General features: G+C 47.6%; 12 protein-coding genes. 5 read left to right on the top strand and 7 right to left on the bottom strand.

What is annotated here, in order from left to right; all coding sequences use genetic code 11:
- Nucleotides 1–27: 27 nt before the first annotated feature.
- Nucleotides 28–528: a hypothetical protein gene (locus tag IFU39_RS12520; protein WP_192132952.1), complete on the top strand. Its 501-nt coding sequence runs from the start codon at nt 28–30 to the stop codon at nt 526–528.
- A gap of 34 nt (nt 529–562) precedes the next feature.
- Here IFU39_RS12520 and IFU39_RS12515 read toward each other — a convergent pair whose 3' ends face one another.
- Nucleotides 563–994 (bottom strand): Lrp/AsnC family transcriptional regulator, encoded by a 432-nt coding sequence (locus tag IFU39_RS12515; RefSeq protein WP_091015568.1) that lies wholly within the window; start codon nt 992–994, stop codon nt 563–565.
- A gap of 131 nt (nt 995–1,125) precedes the next feature.
- Between IFU39_RS12515 and IFU39_RS12510 the strand changes: the two genes are divergently transcribed.
- Entirely contained in the window at nt 1,126–1,878 is a 753-nt protein-coding gene (locus IFU39_RS12510) for an MBL fold metallo-hydrolase (protein ID WP_105600788.1), read from the top strand.
- Nucleotides 1,879–1,993: 115 nt separating this feature from the next.
- Here IFU39_RS12510 and arfA read toward each other — a convergent pair whose 3' ends face one another.
- Entirely contained in the window at nt 1,994–3,499 is a 1,506-nt protein-coding gene (arfA, locus tag IFU39_RS12505; protein ID WP_100526926.1) for an arabinosylfuranosidase ArfA, read from the bottom strand.
- 179 nt (nt 3,500–3,678) lie between these two features.
- On the opposite strand from arfA, the gene IFU39_RS12500 reads away from it, so the two are divergent.
- A complete protein-coding gene (locus IFU39_RS12500; protein ID WP_105600789.1) occupies nt 3,679–4,587 on the top strand; it encodes an ArsR/SmtB family transcription factor in 909 nt (302 codons plus the stop codon).
- Nucleotides 4,588–4,707: 120 nt separating this feature from the next.
- Here the strand turns inward: IFU39_RS12500 and IFU39_RS12495 are convergent, their stop codons facing one another.
- From IFU39_RS12495 to IFU39_RS12475, 5 genes are all read right to left on the bottom strand, one after another.
- Entirely contained in the window at nt 4,708–5,502 is a 795-nt protein-coding gene (locus IFU39_RS12495) for a C40 family peptidase (protein ID WP_192132950.1), read from the bottom strand.
- Nucleotides 5,503–6,030: 528 nt separating this feature from the next.
- A complete protein-coding gene (locus IFU39_RS12490) occupies nt 6,031–9,315 on the bottom strand; it encodes a glycoside hydrolase family 48 protein (RefSeq protein ID WP_192132948.1) in 3,285 nt (1,094 codons plus the stop codon).
- A gap of 86 nt (nt 9,316–9,401) precedes the next feature.
- Nucleotides 9,402–12,395, bottom strand: a complete 2,994-nt coding sequence (locus tag IFU39_RS12485) for a glycoside hydrolase family 9 protein (RefSeq protein WP_244660981.1) — start codon at nt 12,393–12,395, stop codon at nt 9,402–9,404.
- A 341-nt stretch (nt 12,396–12,736) separates the two neighbouring features.
- A complete protein-coding gene (locus tag IFU39_RS12480; RefSeq protein ID WP_091015581.1) occupies nt 12,737–14,473 on the bottom strand; it encodes a methyl-accepting chemotaxis protein in 1,737 nt (578 codons plus the stop codon).
- Nucleotides 14,474–14,692: 219 nt separating this feature from the next.
- Nucleotides 14,693–15,244 carry an undecaprenyl-diphosphatase gene (locus IFU39_RS12475; protein ID WP_051449605.1) on the bottom strand — a complete coding sequence of 184 codons (552 nt, stop codon included), beginning with the start codon at nt 15,242–15,244 and terminating at the stop codon, nt 14,693–14,695.
- Between the two features lie 184 nt (nt 15,245–15,428).
- On the opposite strand from IFU39_RS12475, the gene IFU39_RS12470 reads away from it, so the two are divergent.
- Both IFU39_RS12470 and IFU39_RS12465 read left to right on the top strand, forming a co-directional pair.
- Entirely contained in the window at nt 15,429–16,424 is a 996-nt protein-coding gene (locus IFU39_RS12470; protein WP_091015582.1) for an LCP family protein, read from the top strand.
- Nucleotides 16,425–16,563: 139 nt separating this feature from the next.
- Nucleotides 16,564–17,817, top strand: a complete 1,254-nt coding sequence (locus tag IFU39_RS12465; RefSeq protein ID WP_091015584.1) for an acyltransferase — start codon at nt 16,564–16,566, stop codon at nt 17,815–17,817.
- Nucleotides 17,818–17,820: the final 3 nt, after the last annotated feature.

Here is a 17,820-nt window from a genome sequence, read left to right as displayed (position 1 = left end):
CAGCATTGTTAATTAGGAGGAACATCTATGCATCAACCCGAAACACCCAAGCGTGACCATCAGCAGATTCGTTACCGACGCAGCACAGCTTTATGGAAAGGAAGTTTATGCTTCCTGTTCCTTCTCTTGTGCGTGAGCTTATTATGGATCATCGTGGACGGACAAGCCGAAAGACTTGAGACGATATACTATTTCATCGCAGCCGTACTGGGTATGTGGTTGATTGGACCACTATTCTTCATGTTTGTGTCACGACTAACCAGAACCTCTGCCGTGTTGTTATCCTGGAATGATGATGTGTTGAGCATGGGCAAACGGAAGATTTCTTGGAGCCAGATTCGCAAAGTTGAACTCGCCTCACCTGCCCGCAGCAAGTGGCTCCTGTCTGCTTCTCCCATGATCGTTCTGTTCCTGAAGGACGGCACACGTTCTCATATTCAGACAGATCATCTGCTGAGCAAAAAAGAGCTGAACCAGGCTGTGACTTTGCTTCAGGAGACTTTGCAAGAACAGAAGCAGGATCGTTGAGTACCGGGATGGATGAGGACAAGCTCCCCACATATCACTGTGATTTCTCTACACCTATGGACAGGCTGACTTTGTAATTGCCGTAAGGTAGCAATGCTTCAAGCAGTTGGCCAAGCTGCTCTGTGGTGCCGGTCTGCACTCTCATCAGATAACAGCCTTCCCCGCTGACGCGATGGACTTCAACGATGTCCTTACGATCAGCAATGAATGTACGAAAGGCAGCATGTCTGTCACCGGAGTTCAAGAAAACCGTGACAAATGCCTGTAGGCCGAGGCCCAGGCGTTCCGGGTTCCATTTTACCGTATACCCTTCAATCACACCCAGATCTTGCAGCTTCCGCACTCTTGCACCGACGGCCTGTCCCGTGAGATGAACCTGTTCACCGATCTCTTTGTGAGAACGTTTGGCATCCTGAATCAGGATCTGCAAAATACGGATATCCGTGTCATCTATCATTTCATTCATCTTGCTTCAGCAATCCTTTCACGGTGAAATTAGCATAGCCTAATTCCATTCATCATGTTATGTACTACGTTAAACGGGTTGTATACCATATAGGGTAATACTATTAAACAACCCGAAGGAGTGCAAATATAATGAAAATTCAATTGATTCGCAATGCAACACTGTGGCTGGAATACGGAGGGCTTAACATTCTCGTTGATCCAATGCTGATGGACGCCGAAGTCATCCCCGCAATCCCCAATACACCCAATGAGTTACGTAATCCAAGAGTAGCTCTGCCTGAAACCGAAACGGATTACCTGAATCCGGATCTGTTGATTGTGACACACACTCATCCGGATCACTGGGATGAAGCAGCAGCGAAACAACTTGATAAAGACATTCCTCTGTTCTGCCAGCCCGGGGATGAAAATGTATTTTTGGGTGCCGGATTCACAAATGTAACAGCTGTAGATGAAAAACATGAGCATCACTCTGTCCGATTCGCCCGTACATCCGGGCATCATGGTACAGGTGAAATCGGAGAACGTATGGGCAACGTGTCCGGTTTCGTACTTGAAGCAGACGGAGAACCCGTCACCTATATCGCTGGGGATACCATCTGGTGTGAAGAACCTGCTGAGGCCATTCGTCAATATACGCCTGATGTCATTGTTGTGAATGCCGGCGGCGCACGCTTCCTTGAGGGTGATCCCATTACAATGGACGGGCCTGACGTTGTAGCCGTGAAGCGCCATGCGCCGTCTGCTCATGTCATCGCCGTGCACATGGATGCGATTAATCATTGTATGATGTCTCGTACGGATCTTGCGACTTATCTGGCATCCGAGCAAATGGATGGTCAGGTGCTCATTCCGCGTGACGGCGAAAGTTTTGAGTTTTAAAGCGAAAGCGCGTACGCACCTCCGATGCATTCCTTTGCCTATAAATACAACGAAAAAAAGCTGGATGCGATGAACTCGCACTCAGCTTTTTTTGATTCAAGAAACACGCTGACCATTACTGGACTTTCAAACGGATTACGTTCCATGATGCTTTCGCCAAGCTCGCCGTAATTAGAGTATCAGATACAACTGCACCTCCGCGATTATGAGGGGCAACGCGGTTTGGTTGTGCTGCCGTATTAGATGCTTTGAGATCATCACTCTCCAGCACGATATGCTCGATCACGGTACACTTCCCGAAGCTGCGCAGATCCACTTCGAGCGGAAGGGATTCTTCCAGATGACGGTTGACTGCGAATACAGTCACTTCACCCTGCTCTTCGTTATGGACCGCAATAGCTTCCAGATAAGGAACATCTGTGATTTGTTTTGTATCGTATTTTGGAGACTGGATCAATGGCACCAATGCTGTTCCACGCCCGAAGAGGGACGTATGCATAAATGGATAGAAAATTGTCTGTCTCCATGAGCCACCGCCCGTATCTGTCATGATTGGTGCAATTACGTTAACGAGTTGTGCCAGACATGCCATTTTAACCCGATCCGCATGTTTGAGCATACTGATCAACATACATCCAACAAGCAGTGCATCCTCATGATTGTAGATATCCTCCAGCTGTGGCGGAGCAATCTGCCAAGGGTCCATCTTCGAATCATTTTCATTGGAGTGATACCATACATTCCACTCATCAAAGGACAGATACATCGTTTTTTTGCTGCGTTTCTTCGCTTTGATATAATCACAAGTTGCCTTCACGGTATCGATAAAACGATCCATTTCAAGCGAGCGTGCCAGGAACGTTGGCGTATCTTGCTCTTGATTGCCGTAGTATTGATGCAAGGAAAGATACTCCACGTGATCATACGTATGATCCAGCACCGTTGCTTCCCATTCCGGGAATGATGGCATATTCAGATTCGAACTTCCGCAGGCTACCAGCTCAATCGTCGGGTCCGTCCACTTCATGACTTTTGCTGCTTCAACAGCTAACCGTCCATACTCATCTGCCGTTTTGTGACCAATTTGCCAAGGACCATCCATCTCGTTGCCCAGACACCATGTTTTGATCGCATGTGGCTGCTTGTATCCATGTTTGATGCGAAGATCACTATAATACGAACCTTCTGGATGGTTGCTGTATTCCACAATGTTGCGAGCTGCATCCGTACCCCGTGTCCCCAGATTAACGGCCATCATGACTTCAGAATTAGCCTGTTTCGCCCAGTCCACGAATTCGTTGAAGCCAAATTCATTGGTCTCAATCGTTCTCCAGGCCAGTTCCAGTCTGCGTTTGCGTTCTGACACAGGTCCAACCGAATCTTCCCAATTGTAACCGGATACAAAATTACCTCCAGGATAACGTACAATCGGTACATTCAACTCTTTGACCATCTCCAGCACATCCGTGCGGAAACCCTGTTCGTTCGCTGATGGATGCCCCGGCTCGTAAATCCCGCCGTAGACGGCACGTCCCAGATGCTCAATAAATGATCCGTACAAGCGCTTATCCACTACACCAATTGTAAAATCTTTATCTACCGTCATTTTTGCTTTTTCCATAATGAATTTCAACTCCCTAAGATTAATATAAAAATTAATTGATATTCTATGGATCAACGTTCATATTTATATTAAAATCGATTATAGCCTTAATTTCAACCTGAATTTTGCAAAATGTTATTCTTTTTACTGAATTTATGTTTAACTTAATTCTATACAGATAAAATGGAGGAACAACTGTGATCAGAGCAAATACCGATGCCGAATGGCTACCCCTATATGAAGCACTTGCCAGTGAAGTCCGTCTACAGATCATCCGCCTTGTTGCAGAGACTCCGATGAATGTGAAGGACCTTGCTGCTTCACTGGGTCTGAGTAGTGCCATCGTGACCATGCATGTCCGCAAACTTCAGGATGTGGGCATTATTCAGTCCAAAATGATACGTAAAGACGGCGGTACACATAAAATGAACAGCCTTGCTGTAGACTGGATTGGCATCTCCATGCCGCAGGAAAGCGGGACTGCCCGCAAGCTGCACGAGGTTTCCGTCCCTGTGGGACACTATACTCACTTTGACGTCTATCCGACATGTGGTCTGGCTACGTCCAATCATGTTATCGGTCAGTATGATGACCCTCGTTATTTCCTCGACCCTGAGCGGATGCATGCCCATATTTTATGGTTTGGACGTGGGTTTGTGGAGTACAAAATTCCAAACTATATCTTATCCGGACAGCAGATCAATGCCATTGAATTGTCCCTTGAGATCGGATCAGAAGCACCTTCGGTGAATCCAAATTGGCCCTCGGATATTACATTCATGCTGAATGGCATCCGATTAGGGGAATGGACAAGCCCTGGAGATTCAGGCAACGGACGTGGCATGTTCACCCCGGAATGGTGGAGTGACAGTGTCAATCAGTACGGCATGCTCAAGGTACTGCGAATTACCCATGAGGGTACGTTTATTGATGGACAACATCTATCCGACATCACACTCGCAGATATCCCGGTCGAACGCAACCAATGGACTCTTCGTCTTTCGGTGGAGGAAGATGCTCAACATGTAGGCGGGCTTACCTTATATGGCGAGGGATTCGGCAACTACAATCAGGATATCCTGTTCCGACTGTACTATCACGATTGAGTTCTTCAAAATAATAAATATCACCAAAACACCTCCTACTCGCCTGTCAAAGGCAGAATGGGAGGTGTTTTGTATGCATATGAACATGCGTGGATTATTTAAGAAGATTCTTGTTCTAACCTACAGCGCACTGCCACCAAACAGGAAGCGATACTCCCAGTGTTTGCCGGAGATATCACTAGTTGTTACACCACCGCCAGCGTTGGAATACGTATGTAATACCTTGCCGTCGCCCAGGTAAATCCCTGTATGAGTAATCGTTGCAGTAGATTTATTCACACCCGAATACGATGATACAGAGCTGCCTTTATATGACATGAAATACATCAGATCGCCGCGTTTCAGGTTTTTCCAGTTCGTCTGAACTGTACCCTTGGCTTTTACATAGTCTCCCTGTTTGCGGGAATCCGCTGGAAGCTTGATGCCAAGTGCATCAATGAAGGCTTGACGTACAAAGCTGGAACAGTCAAAAGTAGCTGTGCTGTTACGACTGGCTCCGAACTCATAAGGTGTTCCCAAATATTTCATTCCCGCTGCAATCACTTTTTCTACAGATGCATTGCCGGTCACCGATGTACCACTATTCGAACCCGATCCGCTTGTGCCGCCACTAATCGCTTGTGTGTATTTGGATGAAGAAGATATGTAGCCTGTCCGGTTAGCAGAATCCTTAATCTTATACCAATCCGAACCGGATTGCTGAAGCACCGTTACCGTTTCCCCTTTAGCGACCATGCGAACAATCTTTGCAGAAGAAGAAGGTGTTGTGCGTAGGTTTACGCCCCAAATTACTTTTACTTGTGAATTGTTAACAGCAGCTGCCGATACCTGTGCCGTTAGTGCTCCTGTTGTCAGACTTCCCATCAGCATCGATGCTGTGACACTTGCCGTAATAATCGTTTTTTTCCAGTTCATGATGTCGAGTTCCCCCTGATGTTACAGAATTTTAACCTGGCTTGGTTCTCCCGGGCTTGCCCCATTGTAAACGGGCTATCCATAACGTTCATCAGTCGAAAGTCCTGTATTGATATAGGCGAACTTGAGCACTAAGTATTAGGGTGTGTCCATAACCTGCTGGAAAAATTCACTGCTGATCCCTTCTTTTTGAAAGGTTAAATTATTGTAACTATTTGATATGCTTCATTTTACCGTGATAAAAGAGTTAGGTCGTTTCTCATTCAGGGTATATGCCATATGACCTAGATTTTAATGTTTAAAATATCAAATATGGTAAACATTACTATGATTCATTTGCCGATTACCGTTCCCCAAATTCACATTTTGGCCTCCAGCCTCGATACGGATCGATTTATCAGCAGTGTCCGTTTGATTATTTCGTATTTCATTTTTACTTTTCCATAAAAAAAAGAAAAGCCAAGGATTTCTCCCCGGCTTAACCTGTATGATGAGTAACATCACTCTACAGCTGGTCGATCAACTCATTTAAGGTTCAATTCCCCATACCTTTGCGCCATCCTGATAAGCTGTCACTTTTGTCCAGGCACTGAAGGCCGTTTGGGTGGAATCAAAGGAATAATCATTCGTTTGATCAAAATTCGTCCAGTTGTTTTTCGAGAAACGTCCCTGGATGATTCCGGTTTCGGCACCTGCGGCCAAACTGCCGGCACCTGCTTTGAATTCAATCTCCAGATACGTATCTGCCGTGCCCTTGGCCGGATCTATCGAAACAAAATGCCCTTCTACATTACCACTGCCAATCTGTGCATAATCACACCAGAAACTCAGATCAGCGGCACTATCCTTGGTGAAATAATACCGGACCTTCACTTTGCTCAAGTCCACAGCAGTTGTACCTGTATTCTTCACATTAAATTGTGGAGTGATTGCATTGACTGAAGTTCCTGAAGTTCCTGAACTACCATTACGGTACTGTACTTCAAGCGTTCCCGTTGTGACTGGAGGTGCTAATGGTGTCAACACCAATACATTTGAATTCGTCTGACCACTCGTATTAACGGCTACGACTCTATAATTATAAGCCGTACCATTCACCGCTGTAGCATCGGTATACGTTAGTGCGGTCAAACCTGTCGCCAGATCAGCATATGCCCCGGTACCTACCGAACGTTGTACCTTATAACTTGATGCTCCAGTTGATGCAGTCCATGTCAGTACCGCCTGGGCATCGCCAGCCGTTCCAGTAAGGTTGAATACGCCTGGCACAACGATACCTGCGAGTGGTGTTGCAGATGCCTGTGTCGACGGTGCAGACTCACCTACGGCATTCACCGCAGTGATGACATAATAATACGTTGTGCCGTTGGTCAAGCCTGTATCCGTGAATGTTGATCCTGTGACCCCTGTCGCCACAGACGTATAAGGACCACCATTAACCTCTGCACGTTTCACGGTATACGAGGCTGCACCAGCGGCTGCGTTCCAATTCAGGACCACTTGCTCACTTCCTCCAGTTGCTGTTACGCCAGCAGGAGCAGCGGGTACTTCCACTTCCGGACTATCCGAATCTCCGAGGAGACGATCATACTCGCCGTACGCTGTAGCCATATCCACCTGTGACCAGAACCGGTGATAAGTAAAGGTAGGTGCACCGTTTTCCCACTGTTTCGTGGTTGGGTTATATGACGTTTTGTACAGATTATCCAGGTAAGCCCATGCCGGATCTTGCTTGATGGCCGGACGCAGATCGGAGTATCCAATGTATACGCCATTGCCACCTTTCGCCGGATCGGAAGGTACACCTGCTGTACCTGGAATCGTATTGCCTTGACCAAAGGTTCCAGACCAGTTCGCCGGGATATAGATCTCTTTGGCAAAGAAGCGGAAGTAGTCTTTACGCTCTTCTTCCGTAACAATCCCCACACCATCATTGTAATCCCAAGCTGTATCCAGCAGAGCCTCGGCCAAATCCTTGGCTTCTTGGCCTTCCGCGCTAAGTGTGCCGTTCTCTGCCTGTGTTCCCGCTGCGAAGAAGGTCAGAGCTTTAACGTAACTTCCCAGAACTCCTGTGTCCTGCACTGGATCTTTGGTCGTTACACGGAAGTTCGGATTTTCCGTAAACGAACTGAATCCATTCCACTTGTCCGGTTGACCCTGCCATTCCTGACCACCCGGAATCCAGAACTCTCCCGGAGCCGGTGTTGTCGCTACCTGAACATTAGTTCCACCTACAATGCGCTGTCCAGCCGCATTCAGATAATAACCTTGCGCATCCGTCACCGGACGCTCACCTACAAATACATAATCCTTACTCCAGTCGATCCACTTCGTGATTACCTTCTTGGCCATCTGGAAGTTCTCAGAGGTCAAATCACCGCTCTCCGCAAGAATATAGTACATCTCGGCTACACGCTCCAGCGGCCATGCCTGGAATCCAAACCAGGTGTTGGAATCCGGATCACGATATACAGGTGCCTCCTGATAAGCCATGTCGTAGAATGTACTTACGCCTGCCGGATAGGCTTTGTATGAACCATCCAGGCTGTTCGTTGCTCCTCCGCCGATGGCTCCTTCATGGGATTGTAGCCAAGTGTAGAATTCCAACTGACGTTTCAGCGTAGCATTCCAATCTGCCTTCGCTGTTGCTGATTTCGGAATCAGGCCGCCTGCCGGATCAGACAAAGCATACGCTGCAACCGGGTTTTGATAAGCCTGATGGGTATGGCTCGCTCCAATGCGCCAAGCCCAATCCCCACCTTGACCCAAGCCACCGCCCCAAGACGTATACCAAGCCATGAGATACATGTTGGAATCCTTGCCTGTACCCGGAGTTGGTGTACCGCTCTTTGCACTTCCAATTTTCTGAAAGTATTTATCATACATGCCATAGCGCAGATAGTCCCCCATCTTCTTCGCTTTATCCAGATATTCCGGATTGTTGTATCCCATCTCCTTCGCCCAATATAGTACCTGTACAGCACGGGCATCGGCATCCGTTGCGTTAGTGTAACGCCATTGTGCTGACGGTACCTGCGTTTCCTTGGTGAACAAGCTCATGAAACCTTCGTTTGCCTTACCAAAAGATTTATCATCCTGGGATGGATGCGGAATGGCTTCCCACACAGACTCCTGCTCCCCACGCTGGAACGTGTTCACATAGGTAGCCGTATGTGATGGATTCAACAGGTTGCCATACCCATACCAGTCATCCACATCGACCAGCCAGTGCATGAGATAGGTCTGATTGTTACCATAGGTCGCCTTCAGTTCAGCATCAATTGGGTCTTTACCCGCTGCATACTGACCATTAAGTTGCGATGGATATTGATCAGGGAAAGGTTTTTCCGCTGCATACGTAGCAGGACTGTTCGGGTTATATGAGCTCATCGTAGGCTGCTCTTCCTTGCCGTCACCTTCGTTGACCGGGATAATGTATTTCTCCATACTGTCCCAAGCTGCTTCCAATTGGGACCAATCTCCCGTGTAGTGGCCATACATGGTTTCCAACCACAGCCAGTAACTGTATGCCTCGGACGTCGTCATATGACCATAATCTGGGGCCTCACTCAACAGTGTCTCAATGGAATGATACGGTAGACCCTCTGGCGAAAAATATCCGTTCGCCGGATCTTTCAACTGATCATATAATTGCAAAAACCGAACTTCATTAATGCTGTCTGCCTGAATCTCAATGGCCTGATCTGCGGCATGTGCTGTTTGCGGCCCTGCCCAGAGTCCGGTGTATCCGGTCAACATGACGGTTCCCGCCAGCATGGCTGTTAAACTTTTTTTCGCAGCTGATTTCAACATGAATATATACCTCCCTGGAATAATGGAAATTGAATATAAGTGCTGTTGGTCTGCCCATGCTGCTCTTTGGCTGATGATTCAGCCAGTTACGGCTCCAAGCCCCATACTTTGGTGTTTCCCTGATACCCGGTTACCTTGTTCCATGCGGCAAAAGCCGTCTTGGAAGCATCATAGGAATAATCATTACTTAGATCGAAATTGCTCCAGTTATTTTTGGAAAAGCGTGCCTGAATCACGCCGGTCTCTGCTCCAGCGGCCAAACTGCCTGCTCCCGACTTGAAGCTAATCTCCAGATACGTATCTGCGGTACCCTTCGCCGGATTCACTGCGACAAATGTACCTTCAACATTGGCCGTGCCCATCTCGGCATAATCACACCAGAAGGTCATTTGATCCGCACCATCCTTGGTGAAATAATATCGGATCTTCACGGTACTGAGATCAATCGCCTGTGTTCCGGTATTCTTAACGTTGAACTGCGGAGTCACCGCATTACTTGAATTCCCGGACCCACCGCTGCGGTACTGCACTTCGAGTGTACCGGTCGTCACCGGAGGTGCAGAAGGCGTCAGTGCCAGGACATTGGACAGTGTCTGTCCGTTCGCATTCATGGCTGCAATCCGGTAATTGTACGTGGTGCCATTCAGCGCTGTTGTATCGGTGTAAGTCAACACGGACAATCCGGTTGCCACATCTGCATACGTCCCACCTGCCACCGAACGTTGTACCTTATAGCTAGTAGCGCCCGAGGCTGCTGTCCAAGTCAGGACCGACTGCGCATTACCAGCTGTCCCACTTAAAGTCAGTGCTCCCGGCACCGTCGAAGCTGCTTGCGGGGTAGCCGACACCTGCACAGAACCCGATGATTCCCCTGCTGAATTCACAGCAGTCACTACATAATAATAAGTCGTCCCGTTGGTCAGTCCCGTGTTTGTGTAGGTCAATCCATTAACCCCTGTCGCAACAGTTGTATATGGTCCTCCACTCACCTCGGAACGTTTCACCGTATACGATTCGGCCCCGGATACAGCGGCCCAAGTCAGGTTAACCTGACTGCTTCCCCCTACAGCCTGCACGCCAGCAGGTGCGCCTGGAACCGTGACTGGTGTAACACCAGGTTCTTGTCCATACACCTTCACCCCTGCATCATAGACTGGAAGGTATGTGCTCTTCACAGGAGTGCCTGTGGTCAGCGTCTGGAACGAATGATCATTGCTGGCATTCCATGCACCCTGTGGGCCTGTAATGCGGAACTGTACTTCTTTACGATAATTCCCTTCCCCACCTGGATAGATCTTCGTATTACCGAAGTTCGCCGTAATCGCATAGATATGCTGGGCTGCATTCACCACAACGGGTTGGGATACCGTCGCTCCCTCCGTATAGGAGGTTGTCACTTGCACGTCCGATACCGTACGTCCGGCAGCATACACTTCACTCAAATCCAGGAAATACTTAAAAGACAGTTGATCTCCCATTCGGGCAGGCCAAGCGGAACGATTATTAAGCTGTGCTCTGATTTCCGTATAATTGGCACCTGATGATTTGATCGCAGCCTCCACAAAGAACTCATCTCCCTTCACCTCAGGTGCAGGGAAGTTCGCAAGGGGCTGATGATTCTGACCAAATAGCAAATTCATCTTTGCCAGTGCGCCGGTAAAACCAGCATTGTAATCGGTTGCGACCTCATTACTCACGTAATCCCCGATATCATCGGTATATCCATCCGATGCATCCGGGCCACCGACCATGGCACCATACAGAATGTGGCGATGGTTAGCCGGGATATCTTCGTTATTCAGCCATGAACCGTGAGCGGTCCGATGATGCGGATGTTGAGGTGCATTTTGCCCATATCCGACCACATAACTGCTCTGACGCGGATTATCGCCCAGAATATAATTCATCTGTGAGACAGCAAAATCCTGATATCTTGACTTTTTCACAGGATCACTGACCCAGTCGGAGTATACAAAAGAAATAAAGGATGCATTCGCTGCATATCGGAGCGAGCCCCACTGATCCAGCCACGCCAGACCTCCTGGCGTATACTTGACTCGTGTCCCATTGACTCCAACCGTCCAATAATCCAGATTACGCTCAGTCGACTGAATAAATCTCGTCGCCTCCGGCATGTTCAAACTGGATGTAATTCGGGCAAGCAGGATCTGGGCACCATAATGTTTACTGTCCCAACCTTGTGTCCAGGTATACGGCCAATTGGCTGAGCCTCCGCTAGAAGACCAACGGTCCGTAGCTGCAATGGCTTTGGACAAGTAAGCGCTATCATTAGTAGCTAAATAAAGCCATGCGCCACCCCATGCCAGCTCGTCTTCGTATCCTGTCCACGAGTTATAGAACGCTGCGGCATCCGTGATACAATCGGTGTATTCCCCACGATACGTATCTGCAAAGTTGTACAGCTCTTTGGCATGTTGAAGCAGTCTGGCCGAATATGCCGGATCATCATCTGCAAATACAATCGATGACGCTGCCAGCGCTGCAGCTGTTTCTGCCGCCAGATCACTGCCCGGGCATGAAGCATCAATCTTGAACGAAGGACGGTTCATCTGCATGACTTCTGCGGGTCCCCACCAGGCATGGTCGGTATTGCCTGCCCCCACTTGTCCCCATAATTCATTTGGTTTAGTATGCGCTTTCATAAAATAGTCGGTCGCCCATCGGATATTATCCTTGATCTCCTCCAGTTGTCCGGCCTGATCATATCCGTCACTGTATTCCACGACAGACCAGGCGAGCATCGTTGCGGAAGCAGCCATCGGAAAACCAAACTTCACATGATCTCCGGCATCATACCATCCTCCGGTCAGATCAACGCCTACATCAGCTCCATCCTGCATGCCCGAATTACCGCGCCATTCGACCCGATTACTGGCTGGCAACGGACCCGAACGCTGTGCCTCATAGAAATAAATGGCCTTTTGCAGTGCTTCAGCATAGTTCTGATTTCCGGCGGCCGCATCCGCCTTACGAATTCCTGTGCCCATCGATAAACTTCCTGCCAGTAGTCCTGCCGATAACGCGATCATAGCGACTCGTCTCCACCAGCTCCCCTTCATGTTCAACTATTCATCTCCTCTTCATCAATATTCCGTATGCATTACTCTGGACTGCAAGTTTATATCTCTCCTCCCCATGGTGTATTTGAGTGTAAGTTCCACCATTAATTACCATTATAGCCGTTTGTTTCACCAGCTATATAAGCGTTGGTGACTTCTGAAATAACATTGTTGTGACCTGCTCTGCGTCAAGCGACAAAAAAAGCTGTTTCTCTAACGCATATGCGCGTTAGAGAAACAGCTTCTCGCCCTTGCTGTAATCGAAACCACAGATCGAGTGGTACTCTGACCATCTCATCAGTATGTTTCTGTACACCTTAGGTGTCAGAACATCTTATTGGTTACACTTTGAACTTGTTAATCTGCTCCTGCAGTTCTTCGGCCATTTTGGATAATGAACCTGCGGATGAAGCAATCTCTTCCATCGAAGCCAACTGCTGCTGAGTTGCGGCAGATACATTATGAACCCCGCCCGCTGCCTCTCCAGCAATGTTGGAAATTTGACTTACATATCCTACAACCTCAGTTGTACTCGCCGACATTTCCTCTGAACCTGCAGACACTTCCTGGATTTCACCCGCAACTTTGTTGACCGCATCCGAGATCTGCTCAAACGCTTGTCCTGCCGCAGTAACCATCTCGATTCCTGCTTCTGTCTCACTGCTGTTCACTTTGACTGCCTGAACAGCATGATCCGTATCTTTCTGAATCAATTGAACCAGATCCGTAATTCGTTGCGCAGATGTAGAAGATTCCTCAGCGAGCTTCCGCACTTCTCCCGCAACTACGGCGAAACCACGTCCATGCTCTCCTGCTCGTGCGGCTTCAATGGCTGCATTCAGTGCAAGCAGATTGGTCTGCCGGGCAATGTTGTTGATTACCTCGGTGATGGTACCAATCTCTGCTGAACGTTCCCCCAGCCCTGTAACCAATTCTGTAAGCGAAGCAATGGAATTTCGAACAGAACCCATCTGTTCAACCGCTTGCTGAATAATCATATTTCCTTCGGAAGATTGATTCGCCGCATCTACAGCAGATACGGATACACTCTGAGCAAGCTCGGCAATCTGCTCTGATCCAAGAGCCATCTCATTCATCGCCTGTGAAGAGCGCTTCACAATATCCACCTGATCCGACGTGCCTACAGCCAGTTCCTCAACCGTTTGGGAAATCTGTTCCGAGGCTTGAGTATTTTGCTCTGCACTTGCAAGAAGCTCCTCCGATGAAGCCGCTACCTGTTCCGAAGTCATTGATACTGATTCAATCATGGAGCGCAAATTACCACTCATGGTATTGAAGGAAGCCGCCAGCATTCCCAATTCGTCTTTGTTCTTGAGCACAATCGTCTCACCCGTGAGATCACCATTGGCAATAGCCATGGCCGCTTCATTCATCTTTTTGATTGGACGTGAGATGATGCTTGCAATGAAGAATGCAATGAATATCGCAACCAGGAAGGCAAAAATCGTCACTGCCAAAATCACATTAAATGTATTCTCCGCCATCACGACAGACTCACCCGTTGCGGCTTGCGATCCTTCATTACCTAAAGTGATTAACTTGGTGATAGAGTCGTTTGCTGTGTACCACATTGGATAGGCTTCAGTGTGCAGTCTACTTGCTTCTTCATAGTTATTTGCAATACCGAATTCTATGAATGCTGGCATTTTCTCCACATAAGCATCATAATTCGTACTGAAATCATTGTAGAGCTTCATCGCTTCATCATTGCTCTCAATGAACGTTAGCAACTGTTTACGCTCATCTTCAATCTTCGTGAGGAGCAACTTTAACGCTTCATTCACCTTGACGTTTTCTTCTTCGTTTTGTTCAACGATAATCGCCAGCGCCAATCGTTCTACGTCTGATACGTCACCATTCATCAAGCCCAAGAGGCTTACACTCGGCATCCAGGTCTGATCCACATCATTAGCTTTGTTTGACATTTGATGGATCTGGACTAACGCATAGACGCTTACAACAACCAGCAGAGCCACCACGATTAAAAAACCAGTCAGTAACTTGCCTCGAATCGTTAACTTGAATATCCCCAACTTATTCCCCCGCGTGTCTTCCATGTGTCCCACTCCTCAACTTAGCGCATAAACTAATGCATATGAATAATATATCGTCACCTCTAGTCATGAATTGTAGATGTTAGAATTCAATTTCTAGAAATTTCATGTAACTTCGAAAATAAAGCAAAAAAAGTCTCCCATCTTTGGCAGAACCAGAGATAAGAGACTTCTTTCAATAATCTAAACTACAGCAACTTCCCCACACATCGCTTTCAATCGCTAACGAAAAACACGTCGGTGTATGTTAATGAAGAAGTCGGGAATCGACTTGGTATAATTTCGGGTTGTAATCAGAACCACACTAAGCAGACTTCCGAGAATGAATCCTCCCAGAATATCTCCTGGATAATGCACACCAACATATACACGCGACACCCCTGTCAACACAGCGAGTAACAACATCCATAACCCGAAGCGACGTCCAATAAAGAATGAAGCAGCCGCTAGAGCAAATACAAAGGAAGCATGTTTACTTGGAAAAGAAGGATCAGGTACATGGGCAACCAGCTGATGCACAGTCCCTTCTACAAAAGGTCTTGGATGACCGACCGCTGGTGATATCCCCCATTTGGCCAGAACTAGCGCTACAATGGAAGCCACACAGGCATAAAAAACAATGCGTTGTTTCGATGGATCGCCAAGAAACCATACGATAACGAGCAGTGCAATCATGACCCAAACCGCATACTCGGATGATGTGATCATAAACCAGTCCAGAAACGGTATTTGGTCTGCAAACTGATTAATCCAATTAAATAGTGATTGATTCATAACTGGCTTTCAATACCCCCATTACACAAAACAAGATTATTTTTTACATAATAAATATACACTAACTATTTGTCAAACAATCCTCACATTGACCGAAGTTACGAAATCAAAGGGGACATTTTGCTTTCTTTTTGTTAAACTAATCTGGGTTACATATCAGTTCAATCATAGAAAGGTGAAGATTATGCTTAAAAAATGGTTATGGGGTACAGCCCTGACCCTGGCACTTGCGATTACAGGTGTCGTTGTATATTACGGATATTCGATTGTTCATTTTGCCAATAGCATCTCCACGGCTTCCGGGACTTCATCCAACTCGTCCTCTTCCGGCACAGACAGCGATTCAGACACACCATCTACAACGATTCCCAGATGGGAGGGCCAGGAACGGGTGAACATTCTGCTCCTTGGTGGAGACTCAAGAGGCGACGATGCAGGACGCTCAGATTCCGTCATGGTCGCTTCCATTGATCCGGTCACCAAGAAAGCCCATCTATTCTCCGTACTGCGTGATACCTATGTAGCCATTCCAGGGCATGGCAAAAGCAGACTTAATGCAGCCTTTTCCTACGGGGGTGCGGAGCTGACCAAACAAACTGTCAGTGATCTGCTCGGTATTCCCATTCAGCATTATGTCTACACAGACTTTACAGGTTTCATGGCACTCGTTGATGCGGTAGGCGGTATTGAGATTGACGTGGAGAAAGACATGTATTACACCAGTAAAGCTGATAAACATATGTACGACATTGACTTGAAAAAAGGGTTGCAGCATATGGACGGCAAAACCGCCCTGCAATATGTTCGGTTCCGGCATGATGCCACCTCGGATTTTACCCGCACCGAACGGCAGCGGATCTTCATGACCGAGCTGGCCAAGAAAATGCAGAGCACCACTTCGCTTTTCAAAATCCCGGATATCCTGGAAGCCATCGCTCCCTATATTGAGACAGACCTTAGTCCAACCCAGATGTTAAAACTCGCATCACTTGGCTTCGATATCCATGCGAACGATATCGATCAGCAGCAGATTCCACCGAACAAACTACTCACCAATGAACTGGTCGGCTCAGCTCAGGTGCTGGGTGTTGATGTGACCAAACTCCAGTCCTACATTCAGCAACTTTTTGAAGAAGATGCCGAGTCCTCAGAGACTCCATCATCAGGGGAACAGAACTAAAACAAGCATGAGATATATCAACAGAGAAGACGGCTGAAGCCGTCTTTTTTTGGTACCTATTTTCTCCATTTAATGCAGCCTTAATGTTTAACGGGTACCCTTATATGATGAACTCCGGTTCCTGGAGGGAGGATTACGTGTGAAAAAACCGCGAATAGCAGAATGGACCGAACTGCGGGGCATTGCCTTTCTGGCAATCGTTATGCAGCATAGTATCGCTGAGTATATCTATCGCGCTGATATTGAACAACCGGATTCCATTATGCTGACCATGATTTATCATCTGACCCGATTTGGTACGCCAACGTTTGTATTTCTATCGGGTGTAATGTTGTTTTACCATCATCGTAACACCAAACCGGAATATCCTCGCTTCATTCGAAAGCGATTTGGCGATATCTATATGCCGTTTGTTGTATGGACACTGATCTACTGGCTGTCTGTCCGTATCTTCACCCCCGCGTTCTGGCTTGCAGGCATACCGGATTTTCGCAGTCTGATTCGTGAACTGTTTGTCCCGCAGACGGGATATCATCTCTGGTTTGTCATTATGGTGTTTCAGTTCTATATTCTGTTCCCCCTGTTCTGGACAGGAGCAAAAGCCATCCAGAGTCGTATCCAGAACGCCTCACGTTTCACGCCCATGCAAATCATTGTGGCACTCATTGTCTTGGCAGCTTCATTCTACGGCCTGCTTATGAAATGGTCCTACTATAATATGGGGGGCTGGACAGAATCCATGTCTGAGCCTTGGTCAACGTTGCTGCAATATCGCTCCTATTCATGGGTGATGTACTGGTTCTACTTTTTACTGGGTGCCGTATGTGCCTGGTCAGTGGATAGCTGGAGGAGTTGGACTACGAAGGTACTGCCATGGACGATCTGTCTGTTTATAGGGATGTATATATGGCTTGGTTACGATGTGCTGCGCGGTTCCGGGGATGTTGTTAATCTGAATATCTCCACCTATCTGAAACCAACCACATTCCTGATCATTATGGCTCAAATGCTTATGATGTATGGTTTCCTTGTACTGATGCAGGGCAAAGATACACGGTTTCAGCGATTGCTAGCCTGGATTGGCCGCTATTCATTTGGTGGATATCTGGTTCATGCACTGGTGATCTACGCGATCGCTTATGTAACCAGACCGCTTCAACTCAGTGGATGGCATCTGCCTGTAACGTTGCTATCGTTCCTTGTAACGGTTGGTATTGCTCTTGCAATCAGTTGGGTATTATCCAAGCTTCCTGGCTCACGTTTCACGGTAGGGTTAATGCGCAAACCACGTTCAACCCCCAATCCAACAGCTGCTGTGGACAAAAGAAACTCACCTGAGCGAACTCCGTCACCCGGCGCAACTCGCAGTCCGGGAACGAGTAAGCCGTTTTAAAAT

This window comes from Paenibacillus sp. CFBP 13594 (assembly GCF_014842675.1).
In the GTDB taxonomy this organism is placed as follows: domain Bacteria; phylum Bacillota; class Bacilli; order Paenibacillales; family Paenibacillaceae; genus Paenibacillus; species Paenibacillus amylolyticus_B.
This window is presented reverse-complemented; position numbering and strand designations above follow the sequence as displayed.